Raw genomic sequence first — 17,604 nt, forward strand, 5'->3', positions numbered from 1 at the left:
TTACTCAACTTTTACATATTACTTTATGGATTTATCTTATTTCACAGCAGCAAGTAGAGAAGAACTAGACCTAGAACTTAAGCTATTAGAAGGTGCTTTACCCAAAGATATGACTGGAGTAGTTTATATCAACTCTTCAGTTGGAACAGTAAATTCTGGTGGAATACCCTTTCCTAAAACTAATCCAGATGGGACATATAATAGAGAATTGGGTAGTCCACTTTTGGGAGGAGATGGAATGATTTATAAATTAGATTTTAATCAAGAGGATAATATAAAACTCTCTTCTCGTCTTTTGAAGCCTCCTTCTTATTATGCCGATCACGCCACTCGTTATTATTTAGAAGACAAAAAGAAGAAGAATTCATTATTCAAAATGTATGGTTTTAGAAACCTTGGACTGACACGTATGTCTTTTACTCTAGGGGTAAGAAATGAACTTTGTACAAATGTTACGCCTTTTCAATTTGAAAGAGATGAAAACCCAAGAATTTTAGCTAACTATGATGCAGGTCGTCCGTATGAGTTTGATACCACAACAATGGATATCAAAACTCCTATTGGAGCAAATTCTGAATGGATAACAAGTACGCCTCCTTTTTTAGTCTATCCATTTCCAGTCGTTCAAAGTACGGCGCATCCTTTTTTTGACCCTAATAAACAAGAGCTTATTTCGGTAAACTTTGTTAAGTCTATCAAGACAATGGTTAGCCAAATCAAGTGGTTAGAACTTTTGAAGGGCGACCCTAAAAATCTAGAAAAAAGTCTTGAGAAATATATAGATAATTTAGAAGATAAGAGTGAAGAAGAGGTACAACATGACTTGACACACAAGCACAAACTTGTACAAAACCTCAATGATTTTTTTGAAAATGTAGAAGAACATGTAAGTATAAAATCTAAGTGGTGGAAAAACTTGATTCATCAATTAGAAGAAAGAATAGAGGAGCATATCAAAAAAGAAACAACCGTCGTAGATACTACATATTTGATGAGTTGGAAAGGTACAGGAGAATGGAAAAAGTGGACGTTGATAGACAATACCACACAAAAACCGTTAGTTATTCAGCAATGTATGCACCAGTTTGCTGTAACAAAAGATTACGTAATTCTGATAGATGCAGGTTTCAAACTTACGTTGGATATTATGTTTAATAATCCTTTTCCTCATAATCCAAAAATAGATAAGTTTTTTAGAAAAATTCTGACTGCTCCAATGTTAGCTTCTACGGATACTTATTTGGTAAAAAGATCTGATATGAGAGAAGATACAGATACAATTGTAATAAAAAAACTGCCTATTGATTTGCCTTTCGAAACTATTCATATTACAGCAGATTATGAAAACCCAAATAATGAAATTACAATTCATGCAGCTCATAATGCTACGGCTTGTTTGGCAGAGTGGATTCGTATTTATGATATTAATGAGTTTACAAAAAAAGTAATTGATGAGAAAATTTCTGGTATTCCTCCAACGGGTATTTTGGATATTAGTAGAATTGGTAAATATAAAATAGATGCCAAAACAGGTAGCGTCATCGAACAAAATATTGTTACCAAAAAAGGAAATATAGATGACCCACAAAATGTAGGTTCACATACTTGGGGAATTGCGCTTTTTACCTACAAAAATATGATTGATGCCAACAGAACGGTATCAAAAATAAAAGATATTTATTGGCAGTCATTTGGTTTGGACAAGGATTTTTTGACCGAATTTATTTATCGTCTTTATAAAGACTATCCACATCGACAAGTGCCTCTTGAAGAAATCAGAAAATATACAGAAAGAGGTGTTCCTTTTGTAATTAGTAGAATGAATACAGAAACTATGGAATTTGAAGATTATTATCAATTTCCAAAAGGAATATCTTATAGAGCAATGCAATTTGTACAAAAAGAAGGAACTGACTTTGAAAGTAGAGAGGGATATATGACTTGTGTGGTTACAAATCCACAACAAATAGACGACAAAACAGAGCCTACTTACCGAACAGAACTTTGGGTTTTTGATGCTATGAACTTAAAAAAAGGAGCTATTTGTAAACTTCATCACCCAGATTGGGTTGCTAATACGACGCTTCATTCGGCTTGGCTTCCTAAAGCACAACCTTCATCTTCTTACTACGATATAAATGTCAGAGAAGATTATCAACATTTGATTGATGATACGTTATTTGGAGAATTTTTGGGTGGTATTTTGTTTTCCAAACAACGCAAACAAATCCAGAAAATCTTTGATAAATATGTATATCCTCATTTTGAATAACTATTAACCACTTCAAACTAAAAAATCATGCAATATTTTTATGATAATTCGTATTGTCAAGTATATTATATTCCTGAAAAAGGATATATACACACAGACTGGAAAGGGTTTTGTCCGAGCAAAATATTTAGAGAAGCCTCTAATTCTATTATCACAGCAATAGAAGAAACAGGTACAGGGCGTGTTTTGTTTGATGCCGTAAATACAAAATCAGCAGCTCCAGAAGACCAAAAATGGCTCTTTGAAGATTGGATGCCTAGAGCAATAGCAGCAGGTTACAAACGATATGCTTATATTTTACCTAATGATGTTTTTGGTAAATTTACTTCTAGTAGTGTGTTACAAAAAATGGAAGTAGTTAATCCTCATGTAGAAGGTGCAACTTCGAATGACACAGAAACAGCATTAGAATGGTTACTCAAAGAAGATTAAAACAAAAAAAACAAAAAAACAAAAAACCAAGTAGATAAATTACTTGGTTTTTCTTATCTCAAGAATGAATTACATCGGCTCAAAACTTCGTCTTTCAGATTGGATAATAGAAACTATTACCAAAACTTATACAAAATCAAACCCTTCAAAACCTCTTTCTCAAACTACTTTTGCAGAACTTTTCGCAGGAACAGGAATCATAAGCAGAAAATTAAAACCCTCTCTACATCAGATTATTGCAAATGATTTAGAACCGTATAGTTATGTTTTATTGAAAAATTATATTGGAAACATAGAAGCCATTTCAAATGAAAGAATAGTCTTTTTGATTGAAGAATTAAATAATCTATCTATAAAAAGTGAAGAGAATGGTTTTATTTATAAAAACTACTGCCAAGGAAGTGGAAGCGAACGCCTTTATTTTAGTGATGATAATGGAAAAAAAATTGATGTAATCAGACAGAAAATAGAAGAATGGAAAACTGGACGTGGGTTCAACTCCCACCAGCTCCACAACACTAAGGTTACAGATTCAGAATACTATTTTCTCTTAGCTTCTTTGTTAGAAAGTGCTGATAAAGTAGCCAATACGGCTTCTGTTTATGGTGCATTCTTAAAGCAACTCAAAAAATCAGCTCAAAAAAATCTAGTTCTTTCTCCTGCACATTTTCCAAAGACTGAACACCAAGAAAATAAAATTTTTAGAGAAGATGCAAACGAATTGATAAAAAAAATAAAAGGAGATATTCTTTATTTAGACCCACCTTATAATGCTCGTCAATATGGTGCAAACTATCATCTTTTGAATACGATTGCACTTTATGATAATTTTGAGCCAAAGGGAAAAACAGGTTTAAGAGAGTATGAGCGTTCGAAATATTGCCAAAAAAATGAAGTAGAAACTGCTTTTGAAGAATTAATCAAAAATGCAGATTTTGACTTTATCTTTTTAAGCTACAACAACGAAGGCTTGATGAACTTAGAAACAATAAAAAGAATAATGAGCAAATACGGTTCATACTCGTTAGAAAAAACAGAATACCAACGTTTCAAAGCTGATAAAGACCAAAATAGAGAACACAAAGCCAACGCAACAATAGAGTATTTGCATATTTTGAGGAAATGATATCTCTTTTTTTTATTGATTCTTGCCTACCTTTTTTATAATTCTTCGTTTTCTTCCTTTAGTTAGAAGTTTTACCCAATAACATATTATTATATCATATCCTCCAGAGTCAATTTTTTCTTGTTCATTCAATGTTACAACCCAATTCATAACTTTTGAATCCTGTTTATTGTACTGTTTTACCTGATCAAAATAATTAGATTTTGTTTCGATACTTTGAGCTCTTTCCTGCGTTACAAAAATCACTTTTTTGCCAGTAAAGTCAAACATTTTATCATCAAAATAACTATTGAGAAATTCAGATTCTGCTTGTGAGAGTTTTGGGTTATCATCATTTCCACACTCATCTAAGTTTTGTCCGAAGGTAGTTAGAGAAACTAAAAGCAAAAGTAATGTTAGGCAGTTTTTCATGTTTTTCTGTTTTTTTAGTAGGTTTCTGTATAGAGCAATATTGAATTGTTTTTTTTCTTGCAAATTTTTATTCCAATCTATCTTGATATTTTTCAAGTGTATTCCAAACATCCCAAAATGCTTTATGTGCTTCATCACTCTCACTTCCTGTGTTCTTAATTAATATTCGTCCAATTTTTTTTTCTGGGTCAAAAAACATTAAAGTAAAAACACCTGGATCTTCTCCACTATGACCAATGACATTTCGTGTAATAAGTTTTTCAATAAATATTCCCACATTATCATCATCTCCTTCTTCAAAATGCTTTTTTTCTAATTGCGATTTAAATAGCTCTGAGTAACTATCTTTATTGAGTAAAGTTCCATTACCAGAATATCCTTTTATGAGTTCGTTTAATAATTTAGATAAATCACTACTTGAAGTTATGAGATGTCCATCTGGATAAGTGAGTCCGATATAATGAGGAAGCTCTGTTTTATCAAGGTAGAGTTTAGAGAATTTATCCAAATCAACCTCATCAAAAAACCATCCTGTAGAATTCATTTCTAAAGGTGTAAAAATATGTTTTTCAGTAAATTCATTAAAAGGAGTCTTAGCAGCAGATTCTATAACTAAAGCACATAAAGCAGCTCCTATATTACTATACTCGTTAAATTCTCCAGGTTTTCTGTTTGCAAAAGTTTCTTTTTTAAACCACTCTGAATCTTTGTGCAACATTTTTTCAAGAAACTCTGACAATGAAAGGTAGCTATCTGGAGTATTAAAAAAATCTACAAACTCTTTATTTTTGGCTTGCTCATCACTTAATTTATCTTTTAATACATAAACTTTTCCCCAGTAGAAATCCGAATCAACAATGGATGATGTATGTGTAGCCAACTGTCTAATTGTAATTTCTTCATTAGGAAAATAAGGATTAACAACCTCAAAAGGTAAGTGTTTATTGATTGCATCATCCAGTTCTAATAATCCCATTTCTTTGGCTTTGAGAAGTGCAACTGCAATAGAAATTTTAGAAATAGAGGCAATATTTTGAATCGTATTTTCAGTATATTCTTTTTTATCTTCAATATCAGCATATCCGAAACCGTTCTGATAAAGTGTTTGATTCTGATTTACTATAGCTACAGAAAACCCATTGATATACCCTCTTTGATAAATTTCACTCAACTCATTTGTTAGTGAATCTACTGTAAGTGTATTTTTTTCTGTTGATTCTTTTGTTGAATTTGTTTTTTGATTACAAGAGGCAATCATAATTCCGATAAATAATAGAAAGATTGTATTTTTCATGTTTTTTCAATGTGTGTGATTTAATTTTGTGCTTCAGAATTAAAGTTTCTTTGTTGTATAGACACGATAATTTAAAGATAGTTGCTTATTTTTTTAATAAAAATTTATTTTCTATTTAAAGCTATTCTATAATACTTGTCAGTACAAAGCAAATTATCGTTTTTTGAACCAAAAGAAAAAAAATGTTTCAAAGCTAATAAAGATATCAATAGATAAAATAAAGCCAATGTGAAAATGGAGCATTTGCACATTTTGGAAAAGTAGATTTGACTATCCTGCATCGGATTTTATATAAGAAAAGTCTTTTTGTTTTAGCTTTTCTTTTTCAATAAATAGCATAAGAAAATCTCCATCATGCCAACACCAATCTAATTCATCAATAGAAGAAAGTGTAAGTAGAGAAATCCAATTTTCACTTGGTCTAGGGTCATAGGCTAACGACGAATAAAAGGGATAACCAAACATATAATCTAATTTTTTGTCTAGTTTTTCCATTATATCATAACTCAGCTCATCTAACTGGCTCTGACTTAAAGGGTTTTCTTTAAGTAATTTATTTCTGAAAGGAATATCTACAGAATTTTTTAAACTTATTGACATACAAGGTTGATTTGAAAAATATTGATTTTTAGAGGGCTTCAAATCACTTTCATTATCAAAAAAATAAACTTTAGCATACCCATCATCTCCCCAAAAGTTTTCTCCTTCATCATCATCTGCAATAAAAACACTCAAAACTCCTTCCTTTGGAAGTTGAGAGAAAGGTGGAGAAATGTCTTTTAGATTAAATTGTGCTACAAAACGATAATATCCATACTCATGTTGAGGACACTCAAAGCTAGGTGGAATATCTGGAATCCCTCCTAATTTACTACTACCTATTTTGATTTTAGAGTTACTTCTACTTATTTCAATGGAAGGAATTATTAAAGCTTTAATGTAATCTTTATGTATAGCAAAAGAAGATTCTTCGATTGCTTTTTCTATATCTTTGACATTCATATTACTGTTTTTATTTATTTCTAATGAGTTGTACCTCTAGCCCTTAAAAATACAAACCTAATGAAACTACGGAATATTTGCATATTCTGGAAAAGTAGCTTTGTAGGATTGCTATAAAAATAACTACAAAATATTATAAGCTTGTTGGCGTTCTTTTAGCAAAAACTATCTCAATCTATTCATAAATGAAAATAAATAAAACGTCTCTATTATCTTTCCTTCTACTAATTTTGATTTTCAAAGTTAGCTTTGGTTTTGCTCAAGATTCCGAACTTCCACCAATTTTGCAGCACCCAGATTCTGTTCAGATTGAAGCAATTGATGTTCTTAATTCGGATAGTAGAGAAACAAATTTGTCCGTTACACCTGACGGAAAATATTTATTTTTTATGAGTATCAGAGGTGGACAAAGTTGGTCAATAAGGTCTGGAATGTATAAAAACAAACCTCGCTTTGATGGAGATATTTATTTTTCCAAAAAAGATGAAAACGGAAAATGGACAACAGCCCAAAATCTAAAAGCCATAAATAGTTCTTCTGGAGAAGATGAACCTTTTGTAAGTCAAGACGGACAACAAGTGGTTTTTCAGTCGTGGCGAAGAAACTGGATTGCTGAAGGAGGACCCTATTATCAAGCTAAAGCAAAGGGAAATTCTTGGACAAATATGAGAGGATTAGGACAAGGAATAAATACGTTTTTTAGAAGAGAATTTTCAAAATATGGAGGTTATGCGACCGACGGCATGAGTGTTTCTTCTGACATGAATACTTTTATTGTGACTGCTGGAGCAAACTATAATGGCGATATGGATTTGTATTGGAGTAAAAAAGATTCGACTGGGAAATGGTCTGTTTGTACAGAAATGCCTATTTCTACGCCAAAAAATGAGCGTTCGGTTTTTTTAGCTGCTGATAATAAAACGATTTATTTTGCTTCTGATGGCTATGGTGGTTTTGGTGGACTTGATATTTTTAAGGCTCTGCTTGATGAAAACGGAAATGCAATTGAGATTTTTAATATTGGTGCACCCTTCAATACTGATAAAGATGATTATGGTTTTGTTTTGACGGCTTCTGGAGAGGCTGCTTATTTTGTGAGAGAAGGCGATATTTTTTATGCTGATTTAATCAATGCTTCGCCTGAAATAAAACCTTCGCCAGTTTTGCTTTTGGAAGGAAATATTGTCGGTTGTGATGGAAATCCGATGGATGCAAAAGTGAGTTTGTATGATGAAAATGACAAAGAAATTAGTGTTAGTTTTACCAATGCAAGAAATAAAGGAGAGTATGTTTTGCTAGTTTCTAATCCTCCAAAAAATAAAAAATCATACAAACAAATCATAGAAACCGAAAAAGGATTCAAACAAGAAACTTTTCAAGAAACCTTTTTTAAAACTAAGAAAATAGAAATTCCATCAATAAAAAAATACACCAAAATTGAGTTAGGAAAAACGCAGATAAACGATTGTAAAGAAGAAAAAACAGAAATAATAAAGCTAGATAATGTATATTTTGATTTTGATTCCGACGAATTAAACCAAAATTCTATTACAGTTTTAGAAAATCTGATTGCTGTTTTTAATCAAAACCTAGAGAAAAATAATTCTCAAAAAATAATTCTCACAGGACATACCGATTCAAAGGGAAGTAATGAGTACAATGAAATTCTATCACAAAAAAGACTTTTATCCGTTCAAAATTTTCTAGAAAGCAAAGGAATTGATAAATCTAAAATTAAAATTACTCCAAAAGGCGAAAAAAGTCCTGTAAAAACAAACGCCACAGAAAACGGACGTAGTAAAAATAGGCGTGTAGAAATAAGGATTGAATAAAATGTAGCTTACTCTTTAGAGTGAGAAGCAAAGTACCGAAAACTTTAGTTTTCGGCTAAAAATCAAATCAATAAATTATAAAATCAACTATGAAAATCAAAGTATTGATTCTGTTTTGTGTTCTTTTTTTGGGAATTGGATTTGAGGGTTTTGGGCAAGTGACCTTTGAAGATATTTTTCCTAAAGTTGAAATAGAAACAGATACAGCACATGTTCCTTTGTATAAGAAACTTCAAATTTTGAGAAAACTTGAGTATGCAGGAGTATATGATAGTGGAAGACAGGTAGGACACTTTTATAGCAGAACATTACAAGCAGATTCTTCTTGGTATGTTTATGCAGGTCATTCTATAGTAAGTAGAATGATTCTTTTGAGTACTCAAAAGAATGAAATAATAGATATGGTTTTACAACCTCGCACTATAGATTATGGAGAAGGAGGACATGCAGCTATCTGGGTATTAAATAAAGAAGGGAAATATAAGAGGAGAAAACTTTTTCAAGGAGGAGATATTAAGAGAGTTTATAGAGATAAAAATAATATTTTGAAAATAGAGCTACAATCAAGAGGATGTTGTGATAATTATTTTATGTGTGATGAAACCTATTCTTACAAAAACGAGAGCTTATTTTTAGAAAAACAAATATGTTATTTGTATGGACAAGATGGCTGTTTTAATATGAGAGAATTTAAAAATATTGGTACAATAAAAACGAATGATAGTACATTTTTATTTGGCTCTAGAGATTCTATAGCTGTAAATTATCCGTTGTCAGATATGATAAATTACAGAATCAAATCAGACAGTTCGATATTCTATAATTACAAAGAAAATGTAGTTGCTCTTATCAAGCCAAATGAAAAGGGAGACGTTTTATATAAAGAAATTAAAGATAAAATGTATTGGTATTTAGTTGTTTTTCCTCCAAAAGCTATACAAAGAAGAGTTTGGGATCATATGATTGGTAGTCGTCATAAACAAATACCTTTAGCAGGTTGGATAAAATCAAAAACTCCTCTAAAAATTGAATCTAAATAATAATCAAAAATAACTATGAAAATTAAAGTTTTTATTCTGTTTTGTTTTCTCTTTTTTTGGATTGGGTTTGAGGGTTTCGGGCAAAAACTGATAAGAGAATATCCTGCTTTTAGAGAACCGATTATTACTACTGATACAGTTACTCTTTCTGTAAAAGAAAAAGAGAGTGTATTAAGAAAATGTGAAAAAGTAAGAGTAATAGGAGATAGTGATTACAGAGGTTTTGCTTTTTACATAGCTAAAGCAAGTAAAAAAGGTTTACAGTATTCCCTATGTTATAATGGTATTGTTCAAGATTGGAAATTTATTGATTCTGACAATGACAAAAAGATAGATTTTATTGTTCTTCTCAAAGCTCATAATGCAAGTGGTGGAGATGACTATATGTGTGCTATTTGGAAGAAAAATAAAAAAGAAAAGTTTGACTTACTCAATTCTTGGGGTGGGACAATTGTAGAAATAAATAAAAAAGAAGGGAGTGTTGCTATAAAATTAATTGAACACAGTTGCTGTGCAGATTTTCTTCGTTGTGAAAATGTTTATGAGTATGAAAAACGAAAACTTAGAAGAAAATATCAATTATGTTATACATATAAGTTTGATTTGGTTGAAGCAAGAACTCCTATAGGTAATGTTACAACAATAGATAGTATAAAACTTTATATAGCTAGTGATAGTGTTTTAGCTAAAAATACTGAAACTTATCTAAGTATTGCAGACATTGTTTATGATTATGAACAAGTTTACAAAATGGGAAGCTATACTACAATAAAATCTAATCAAAAAGGAGAAGTGCTTTTTTCTAAAAAAGAAGGAAATATATATTGGTATTTTGTGGTTTTTCCTGAAAAATCCATGAAGAAAATAATAATGGGTTGGGGCAATGGAAAAAGAAATATAGCAGGTTGGATAAAATCAAAAACACCTCTAAAAATTGAATCTAAATAATCATCAAAAAAAGTTATTCGTATTTATCCTGCATTTAATCATAAAAATCATATAAAATCACTCGCTAATCAGTTATAGTATTTCAATCAAATAACACAAAAAACCAATCTCTGATTATTACTCAAAGATTGGTTTTCATATTTAAAAAATGTTTTACCTTCTTAATCCCAAAATTTCTTCCAAATATTTTGAGAAGTTTCTAAGAATTTTTCGGTAGCCTTCAATTGTTCAGTACCACTTTCTGTAATATCTGATAAAATAGGAACTGAACGAAGCATTTCACTTCCTTTTACAGTTTCATCAATTGCTTTTGCCCATTGCATCATCGTCGAATCTTCTTCTTTTGCTTCTGGAACAAGATTATTGATGTGTTTTGGAGCTACATTTTTAGGAGCTGTTTTTACCTCAACGGTAGTATCTAGCTTTTTGCTTTCTTTTTTTGGAGCTTTTGTACTTTTTTCTGCTAAAATTTCAGTTTCTACAATCTGATGAGGATTTTTATTTACAAACTCTTCTTTTGATGTAGCTGATGTAGCTTTTTGTGTAGAAGAAGTTTCTTGTTCTTTCAAAAAAGCATCTAAATCTGCGAGTGTGCTGTTTTTTGCCATAGTAGTAATAGGAATTAGACTAAAGTAAACGAATTTTGGATTGTTTTCACTGAAAATTATTTTTAGATAAATGCTTGATTGTGTGCTAGTTATATTTTTATTTGTTGAGCAAAGATACAATATTTTTCGCAATTTCTTTATATTCTGCAATAGGACTTAAAGTAGAAAACTCTGCCATTTTATTTTTAGAAACTACAAAAGGAGAAATAACAGGTGCTTCTAAGCTAGAAAGAGCATTTTCTACCGTCGTTTGGTTAGTTCTGTTATGAATTCGGCTAGGTAGAATAGCTATCTTTAATTTTTTATTAATTTCTTGTGCAGGTTTTAAGTCTTGCAAAGTCTGATAAGCAACCAATAAATCATTCTGAGAAAGGCTTGTCGGCACTACTACCAAATCAGATTCTAAACATAGTTTTCGTATAGATTCATCGGTTGTCTTTCCTGCGCTATCTACTAGAATATAATCGTATTTTTTGCCTCTCTTAAATTTTTTGAGGTTATCAATAATATGTTCGTCTGTTGAACCAAGAATAGGAAAAGGAGCATCTTTTTCAGTTATTTTCTTTTTGAAAAGCTCCATTTTCCGAAGTGTTGTGAGCGTATAGTTTGTGTCTGTTTCGATGAGCAATACTCGCTTTTTCTGACTAGCAAGTGTCGTGGCAAGATGCGTAATATTTGTTGTTTTGCCTGTTCCACCTTTTCGGCTGATGAATGAAATTATCATAATTGTAAAAAAAATAGTTTTGGAAGAAATAATAAAAACAAAAGTAAGAATTAGTTGATAAATAATTTGTTACATCAAAATTTTAATCTCTATTATATCAAATTAATCTAAAAAATGAGTATATTGTTATTCTAAGATAACCAGTAAAGAATAATCGCTATTTCGGAATCTTAATTAAAAATATGCAGACAGTTTCTACTCCATCTCCTTCTACTCCTTATTTATTGACTGATTCTATTCGAATCGAAAAAACAGATTTTGATGCTTCTCACAAAAAGTTTTTGATTTTATATGGAAAAAAGCAGTTTTATTGTGGACTGCTTATTAAAGAGATTTTGGTAGAGCTAAGTGAAAACAAATCACTCTCTCAAGTTCATTCTAAAATTACTTCTTATGAATCTTATAAAAATCTAAGCATTCAAGACATAGAGATGATTATTGAGAAAAAAATAATTCCTTTAGGTGTTCTAAGAAATATGAATGAAATAGAAGCCACAAAAGAAGAAGAACTCACTTATGATGCCGATTCTATAAAAACTCAAAAAACACTTCTAAATGAATCAAAGACAAATTTTTTAGCTTCCCTATTCAAATTTTTTTATCAGAAATGGGCTGTTATTTTATTTGTTTTGCTAGGACTTTTTACTCATATTTTTTATTTTTCTTCCCACTCTGTTTTCGGAGAACATAGCAAAATATGGACAGATTCTTCAGCCTTAGAGTATATGTTGATTTATTTTCTAATCATCTTCATATTTGTTTTTCACGAAATTGGTCATGCTTCTGCTGCCTTACATTTCGGTATTCGTGCGCCCAAAATTGGTTATGGTTTTTATTTGGTTTATCCCGTCTTTTTTACTCAAATTAGTGAGGCTTGGAAGCTTCAACCCAAAAAAAGAATGATTATCAATTTGGGTGGTGTTTATTTTCAATGGATTGGAGGAAGCTTATTTATTTTATTAGATTATTTTAATGTCGCTTCCACACATGTTTGGTCAGGAGTTGTAACCATGAATTTTATTCGTTTGATTTATTCTTTTGTTCCTTTTATGAAAGCAGATGGCTACTGGATTTTTAGTGATGGTTTTGGATTGTCGAATCTTCGTAAAAAGTCGAATCAATTTTTAGGAGCTATTTTCAAATCATTTTCTATTAAAAAAGCTCGTCAGATTACAGAAACTAAGTTGCAATTTTATGCACTTTCTTTTTTTTCTTTAGGAACGGTTATTTTTTTTACTTTTTGGTTTGGGTTTTTATCAATCATGATTTTGAAATTTGCGCCTATGCTTCCGAACATTTTGGTGTCATTTTATGAAAAATGGCAAAATGCAACACTTATTTCTCAATACCTCAAAGTAATGCTACAATCTATTCTACTTACGATTACACTTTTAGGAGTCGTTATTTTTGTGGTCAGAATGAGTAGTTTAATGCGTTTTGCATTCAGTTTTTTAATAAAAAAAGAAAATAAGCCACAAGTTGTATAATAATTTGTTAAATATATTAGCATTGCTATTTTTATTAGCTTTTTTGTTTTGAATTTCCTATCTTGTTGTCAGTTTCTACCAGCTATTTTTATTATTCAATTTTTTATTAAAGAAATTCAATCATGACAACACAACAAATTGCCAACCGTTTAGTAGAGCTTTGTAGAGAAGGAAATTATAGTCAAGCTCAAAAAGAATTGTATCATCAAAACACAATCAGCATTGAACCCGAAATGCTGCCCAATAATAGAGTACAAGGAATGGAAGAGCTCAATAAAAAATCAAAGCAATGGGACGAGAATCTAGTTGAAATGCACTCTACACACGTATCAGAGCCAATTATAGCAGGAAATCACTTTTCTTGTACTATCGGTTTTGATGCTACTTTCAAAGATAGAGGAAGAAGCAAGGAAGAAGAACTTGCCGTTTATAAAGTAGAAGATGGAAAAATTACAGAAGAACGTTTTTTTTATTCTATGGGATAAATAATAGGATTTAAAAATCAAAATGCTTTAATTTTTGCTAATCTCAAAAAGTGCTTTTCAATAAAGTAGTTTGTTGAGGTTAGCAATTTTTTTTTATTGCTAATCAAGTCTTATCTTTGAAGTATAAAGAAATTAGAAAACCTTAATCCAATCAATACATTTATGGCAACTTATGATTTATTAGTAATCGGTTCAGGACCGGGTGGTTATGTAGCTGCAATCCGTGCTTCTCAACTCGGAATGAAAGTAGGCGTTATCGAAAAAGAATCTCTAGGTGGAATTTGTCTAAACTGGGGCTGTATTCCTACAAAAGCACTTCTGAAATCTGCACAAGTATTTGAGTACGTACAACACGCAAAAGATTACGGCATCGAAGTAAAAGATTCTAAAGTGAATTTTGGAGATATGATTGGTCGTAGCCGAAACGTTGCAGGAGGAATGAGCAAAGGAATTGAGTTTTTATTCAAAAAGAATAAAATTGAAAAAATAATGGGCTTCGGAAAACTTGCAGGAAAAGGCAAGGTAGAAGTAACCAAAGAAGACGGCAAAAAAGAAACATACGAAGCTAAAAATATTATCCTTGCAACAGGTGGACGTGCAAGAGAATTGCCAAATCTTCCTATTGATGGAAAGAAAATCATTGAATACCGTAAGGCAATGTCTTTAGAAAAACAACCTAAAAAAATGGTGGTTGTAGGTTCTGGAGCTATCGGAGTAGAGTTTGCCTATCTTTATAATTCTATCGGAACAGAAGTAACTGTTGTAGAATTTATGGACAGAATCGTTCCCGTTGAAGATAAAGATGTTTCGAAAGAACTAGAAAGACAATACAAGAAAAAAGGAGTAAAAGTAATGACTTCATCAGAAGTAACAAAAGTAGATACGTCTGGAAGTGGTTGTAAAGTAACTGTCAAAACTAAAAAAGGCGAAGAAATTATCGAATGTGATGTGGTTCTTTCGGCTGTTGGTGTGGCTACAAACTTAGAAGGAATTGGCTTAGAAAGCACAGGCGTAAAAACTGAAAAAGGAAAAGTAATCGTAGATGATTATTACAAAACTTCTGTTGATGGTGTTTATGCAATCGGCGACATCGTACATGGTCCTGCTCTTGCACACGTAGCAAGTGCAGAAGGAATCATTTGTGTAGAAAAAATGGCTGGACACCACCCAGAGCCATTAAATTACGGAAATATCCCAGGGTGTACGTATTGTGTTCCTGAAATTGCATCTGTTGGAATGACAGAAGCACAAGCAAAAGAAGCTGGTTATGAAGTAAAAGTAGGTAAGTTTCCGTTTTCTGCCTCTGGAAAAGCAAGTGCAGCAGGAGCAAAAGAAGGTTTTGTAAAAGTAATCTTTGATGCAAAATATGGCGAGTGGTTAGGCGCACACATGATAGGTGCAAACGTAACAGAAATGATTGCAGAAGCCGTAGTAGCTAGAAAATTAGAAACTACTGGAATGGAGATCGTAAAATCTGTTCATCCACACCCAACCATGTCAGAAGCTGTTATGGAAGCAGCAGCAGCAGCATACGGAGAAGTAATTCATATATAGAAATCTGATTTTTTGTGCTAATTATTAAACCTATAAGGTCTTGAAGATCTTATAGGTTTTTTTCGTGTTTTGTAAAAACAAGTTTACATCCTTAATAGTGGTTCAAAGAAAATTCATATAAAAAACATCATAAAGTAAAGCTACAAAACCAACTTGCAAAGATTTTTAAAATCTATCACTAAAACAGTTTTAAAATAATTTGCAATGAAAAAAATTACTTTATTTATCTTATTGTTGGTAATTAGTTTTCCAACTTTTGCTCAAGATTTGGGTAAAATCACAAAGATTGTCAGTCCGACAGCACAAGCTGCTCCCATTTCTCTAAAAAGAAATATCTCAAAAATGAGTTCTCAAAATGGAGAAAATGAAGATTTGCCCTTTGAAGAGCATTTAAAGCCATTTTATCATGGCGTGGCTTCTGGTGATCCACTTTCTGACCGAGTAATCATTTGGACAAGAGTAACTCCAGATTCAGAAAATCAAACAAGCCAAATTCCTGTAAAATGGTATATTACTTCTGATATAGAGCTTCAAAATATAGTGGCAGAGGGAGAGTTTACAACAAATGCAGACCGAGACTTTACCGTCAAAATTGATGTAGTTGGTTTGCAGCCTAATACTACTTATTATTATTATTTTTCTGCTTTAGAAGCAAATTCACTTATCGGGCGCACCAAAACAGCACCGAATAGTACAAATGCAGAACATTTGAAATTTGCAGTTGTTTCTTGTCAGAATTATGAAGCAGGTTATTTCAATGCCTTTGGTAGAATTGCAGACCGAAACGACCTTGATGCCGTTGTTCATTTGGGAGACTATATTTATGAATATGGAAAAGGAACATATGGAGCAAACCTTATCGAACGCTCAAACTTCCCAGAAACTGAAATTCTGACGTTAGCAGATTATCGTACTCGTTATTCATTGTATCGTTTAGACCAAAACCTTCGAAGAGCACACCAACAACACCCTTTTATTACTATTTGGGATGACCACGAGTTTACAAACGATGCTTACAAAGATGGAGCGCAAAATCATACGGATTCGACAGAAGGAAATTGGGCAAACAGAAAAGCAATTTCTCAAAAAGTGTATGATGAATGGATGCCTATCCGAACACAAAATACAGGAATTTATAGAGTTATCAATTATGGAAACTTGATGGATTTGATTATGATTGATACAAGAATTGAAGGACGTGATGAGCAAATCAATGATGTTACAAATCCACTTATGTATGCGCCAAACCGTACACTTTTAGGACAAACACAGAAAGAATGGTTTTTGGATAAACTAGGAAACTCAACAGCAAAATGGAAGGTAATCGGAAATCAAGTTATTTTTTCAGAATTTAATGTCGGTTGGGCAGCTTCAGGACTTACTCCCCCACAAACTCCAGAGCAAGTAGAAAGTGGTTTTACCGATATTTGGGACGGTTATCCGATAGAAAGAGATAATATTATTGATTTTATGTCAGATAATTCTATTGATAATGTAGTTTGGCTGACAGGAGATTTTCATTCTACTTTTGCATTTGATGTAGCCAAACGTCCTTCTATTTTTGGATTTGACCAAGCTACACCTACTTACAATGCTGAAACTGGCGAAGGTTCTGTGGCTGTTGAATTTGCAACGCCAAGTATTGCCTCTGCTAACTTCGATGAAAACGTAGGAGCAGCTACTTCGGCAGCGTTAGAGTTTCAGATTAATAAACCACTTCCTGCACCGTTTTTAGTTAATCCAAATCCTCACATGAAGTTTGTTGATTTGGACAGACACGGATATTTTATTTTGGATGTTAAAGAAAGTGCCGTTCAAGCAGATTGGTTTTTTGTAGATAAAGTTTTAGAACCCTCTGAAAATGAAGAGTTTGGTGAAGGTTGGCTAACAACAGATGGAAGAAACCACCTTACAAAAGCAGATGTTCAAACAGCTCCAAAAACGACACAAGCAACAGCAGCACCCAATGAAGTTCCTGAATATGTTGATGAAGTTTTAGGTTTTTTTCCTTCAAAAAATGAGTTTACAGATATTGCTATTTTGAGTTTGTATCCAAACCCTTCTTCTACGATTGCACTCGTCAATTATGTCGTTGCTCGTCCAATGAATGTAAGTATAAAACTTGTTGATTCACAAGGAAAAGTTATCAAAACGATTAATGAACAAAAGAATGCAAGTGGAAACTTTGCACTTCAGTTTTCTGTAAAAGACCTTACAGCAGGAGTTTATTTTCTAAACTTTGAAACTGAAAAAGGACAAATTAGTCGTAGAATAGTCGTAGAGAAATAAGTTTCGTGATATAAAATTAATATTTATTTATTGTACTCAAACACTTCTTTTTAGCTTAAAAAGAGGTGTTTTTTCGTTTCTGTTAAATATAGAGCAATCA

Annotated in this window: 15 protein-coding genes; 10 read left to right on the forward strand and 5 right to left on the reverse strand. The window is 31.9% G+C overall.

Features of this window, described 5'->3' with window-relative positions:
* The first annotated feature begins 25 nt into the window (after nucleotides 1-25).
* The 3 genes from WAF17_RS15885 to WAF17_RS15895 all read left to right on the forward strand — a co-directional run bounded on the left by WAF17_RS15885 (nucleotide 26) and on the right by WAF17_RS15895 (nucleotide 3,830).
* The gene (locus WAF17_RS15885) at nucleotides 26-2,272 is read left to right on the forward strand and encodes a carotenoid oxygenase family protein (protein ID WP_338761633.1); all 2,247 of its coding nucleotides are present in this window, start codon (nucleotides 26-28) and stop codon (nucleotides 2,270-2,272) included.
* Nucleotides 2,273-2,299: 27 nt separating this feature from the next.
* Nucleotides 2,300-2,704 carry a hypothetical protein gene (locus WAF17_RS15890; RefSeq protein WP_338761636.1) on the forward strand — a complete coding sequence of 135 codons (405 nt, stop codon included), beginning with the start codon at nucleotides 2,300-2,302 and terminating at the stop codon, nucleotides 2,702-2,704.
* A gap of 64 nt (nucleotides 2,705-2,768) precedes the next feature.
* Entirely contained in the window at nucleotides 2,769-3,830 is a 1,062-nt protein-coding gene (locus WAF17_RS15895; RefSeq protein ID WP_338761638.1) for a DNA adenine methylase, read from the forward strand.
* A 12-nt stretch (nucleotides 3,831-3,842) separates the two neighbouring features.
* On the opposite strand, the gene WAF17_RS15900 is transcribed toward WAF17_RS15895, so the two are convergent.
* The 3 genes from WAF17_RS15900 to WAF17_RS15910 all read right to left on the reverse strand — a co-directional run bounded on the left by WAF17_RS15900 (nucleotide 3,843) and on the right by WAF17_RS15910 (nucleotide 6,537).
* Nucleotides 3,843-4,241 (reverse strand): hypothetical protein, encoded by a 399-nt coding sequence (locus WAF17_RS15900; protein WP_338761640.1) that lies wholly within the window; start codon nucleotides 4,239-4,241, stop codon nucleotides 3,843-3,845.
* A 67-nt stretch (nucleotides 4,242-4,308) separates the two neighbouring features.
* On the reverse strand, nucleotides 4,309-5,535 hold the full coding sequence (locus WAF17_RS15905; RefSeq protein WP_338761643.1) for a serine hydrolase domain-containing protein: 1,227 nt from the start codon (nucleotides 5,533-5,535) through the stop codon (nucleotides 4,309-4,311).
* A gap of 270 nt (nucleotides 5,536-5,805) precedes the next feature.
* Nucleotides 5,806-6,537 carry a YwqG family protein gene (locus tag WAF17_RS15910; protein ID WP_338761646.1) on the reverse strand — a complete coding sequence of 244 codons (732 nt, stop codon included), beginning with the start codon at nucleotides 6,535-6,537 and terminating at the stop codon, nucleotides 5,806-5,808.
* A gap of 185 nt (nucleotides 6,538-6,722) precedes the next feature.
* On the opposite strand from WAF17_RS15910, the gene WAF17_RS15915 reads away from it, so the two are divergent.
* The 3 genes from WAF17_RS15915 (at nucleotide 6,723) to WAF17_RS15925 (ending at nucleotide 10,357) form a co-directional block, all read left to right on the forward strand.
* Nucleotides 6,723-8,369, forward strand: coding sequence for an OmpA family protein (locus WAF17_RS15915; RefSeq protein WP_338761648.1), 1,647 nt, complete (start codon nucleotides 6,723-6,725; stop codon nucleotides 8,367-8,369).
* An 89-nt stretch (nucleotides 8,370-8,458) separates the two neighbouring features.
* Complete coding sequence (locus tag WAF17_RS15920) at nucleotides 8,459-9,409, forward strand: hypothetical protein (RefSeq protein WP_338761651.1); 951 nt, start codon at nucleotides 8,459-8,461, stop codon at nucleotides 9,407-9,409.
* A gap of 15 nt (nucleotides 9,410-9,424) precedes the next feature.
* Nucleotides 9,425-10,357: a hypothetical protein gene (locus tag WAF17_RS15925; protein WP_338761654.1), complete on the forward strand. Its 933-nt coding sequence runs from the start codon at nucleotides 9,425-9,427 to the stop codon at nucleotides 10,355-10,357.
* A 161-nt stretch (nucleotides 10,358-10,518) separates the two neighbouring features.
* Here the strand turns inward: WAF17_RS15925 and WAF17_RS15930 are convergent, their stop codons facing one another.
* Nucleotides 10,519-10,965 (reverse strand): hypothetical protein, encoded by a 447-nt coding sequence (locus WAF17_RS15930; protein ID WP_338761657.1) that lies wholly within the window; start codon nucleotides 10,963-10,965, stop codon nucleotides 10,519-10,521.
* A gap of 97 nt (nucleotides 10,966-11,062) precedes the next feature.
* Nucleotides 11,063-11,689, reverse strand: a complete 627-nt coding sequence (locus tag WAF17_RS15935; RefSeq protein WP_338761661.1) for a ParA family protein — start codon at nucleotides 11,687-11,689, stop codon at nucleotides 11,063-11,065.
* Between the two features lie 182 nt (nucleotides 11,690-11,871).
* On the opposite strand from WAF17_RS15935, the gene WAF17_RS15940 reads away from it, so the two are divergent.
* The 4 genes from WAF17_RS15940 (at nucleotide 11,872) to WAF17_RS15955 (ending at nucleotide 17,504) form a co-directional block, all read left to right on the forward strand.
* Nucleotides 11,872-13,176: a hypothetical protein gene (locus WAF17_RS15940; RefSeq protein WP_338761664.1), complete on the forward strand. Its 1,305-nt coding sequence runs from the start codon at nucleotides 11,872-11,874 to the stop codon at nucleotides 13,174-13,176.
* A gap of 122 nt (nucleotides 13,177-13,298) precedes the next feature.
* Nucleotides 13,299-13,661, forward strand: coding sequence for a SnoaL-like domain-containing protein (locus WAF17_RS15945; protein WP_338761667.1), 363 nt, complete (start codon nucleotides 13,299-13,301; stop codon nucleotides 13,659-13,661).
* A gap of 162 nt (nucleotides 13,662-13,823) precedes the next feature.
* Complete coding sequence (gene lpdA / locus WAF17_RS15950; RefSeq protein WP_338761669.1) at nucleotides 13,824-15,215, forward strand: dihydrolipoyl dehydrogenase; 1,392 nt, start codon at nucleotides 13,824-13,826, stop codon at nucleotides 15,213-15,215.
* A gap of 204 nt (nucleotides 15,216-15,419) precedes the next feature.
* Nucleotides 15,420-17,504, forward strand: coding sequence for an alkaline phosphatase D family protein (locus WAF17_RS15955; protein ID WP_338761671.1), 2,085 nt, complete (start codon nucleotides 15,420-15,422; stop codon nucleotides 17,502-17,504).
* The last annotated feature ends 100 nt before the right edge of the window (nucleotides 17,505-17,604 follow it).

The organism is Bernardetia sp. ABR2-2B (genome assembly GCF_037126435.1).
In the GTDB taxonomy this organism is placed as follows: Bacteria; Bacteroidota; Bacteroidia; order Cytophagales; family Bernardetiaceae; genus Bernardetia.

Bases quoted from the DNA above. Each gene is read 5' to 3' on its own strand.
- WAF17_RS15885 (WP_338761633.1), top strand. From the start codon at position 26: ATGGATTTATCTTATTTCACAGCAGCAAGTAGAGAAGAACTAGACCTA.
- WAF17_RS15890 (WP_338761636.1), top strand. From the start codon at position 2,300: ATGCAATATTTTTATGATAATTCGTATTGTCAAGTATATTATATTCCT.
- WAF17_RS15895 (WP_338761638.1), top strand. From the start codon at position 2,769: ATGAATTACATCGGCTCAAAACTTCGTCTTTCAGATTGGATAATAGAA.
- WAF17_RS15900 (WP_338761640.1), bottom strand. From the start codon at position 4,241: ATGAAAAACTGCCTAACATTACTTTTGCTTTTAGTTTCTCTAACTACC.
- WAF17_RS15905 (WP_338761643.1), bottom strand. From the start codon at position 5,535: ATGAAAAATACAATCTTTCTATTATTTATCGGAATTATGATTGCCTCT.
- WAF17_RS15910 (WP_338761646.1), bottom strand. From the start codon at position 6,537: ATGAATGTCAAAGATATAGAAAAAGCAATCGAAGAATCTTCTTTTGCT.
- WAF17_RS15915 (WP_338761648.1), top strand. From the start codon at position 6,723: ATGAAAATAAATAAAACGTCTCTATTATCTTTCCTTCTACTAATTTTG.
- WAF17_RS15920 (WP_338761651.1), top strand. From the start codon at position 8,459: ATGAAAATCAAAGTATTGATTCTGTTTTGTGTTCTTTTTTTGGGAATT.
- WAF17_RS15925 (WP_338761654.1), top strand. From the start codon at position 9,425: ATGAAAATTAAAGTTTTTATTCTGTTTTGTTTTCTCTTTTTTTGGATT.
- WAF17_RS15930 (WP_338761657.1), bottom strand. From the start codon at position 10,965: ATGGCAAAAAACAGCACACTCGCAGATTTAGATGCTTTTTTGAAAGAA.
- WAF17_RS15935 (WP_338761661.1), bottom strand. From the start codon at position 11,689: ATGATAATTTCATTCATCAGCCGAAAAGGTGGAACAGGCAAAACAACA.
- WAF17_RS15940 (WP_338761664.1), top strand. From the start codon at position 11,872: ATGCAGACAGTTTCTACTCCATCTCCTTCTACTCCTTATTTATTGACT.
- WAF17_RS15945 (WP_338761667.1), top strand. From the start codon at position 13,299: ATGACAACACAACAAATTGCCAACCGTTTAGTAGAGCTTTGTAGAGAA.
- lpdA (WP_338761669.1), top strand. From the start codon at position 13,824: ATGGCAACTTATGATTTATTAGTAATCGGTTCAGGACCGGGTGGTTAT.
- WAF17_RS15955 (WP_338761671.1), top strand. From the start codon at position 15,420: ATGAAAAAAATTACTTTATTTATCTTATTGTTGGTAATTAGTTTTCCA.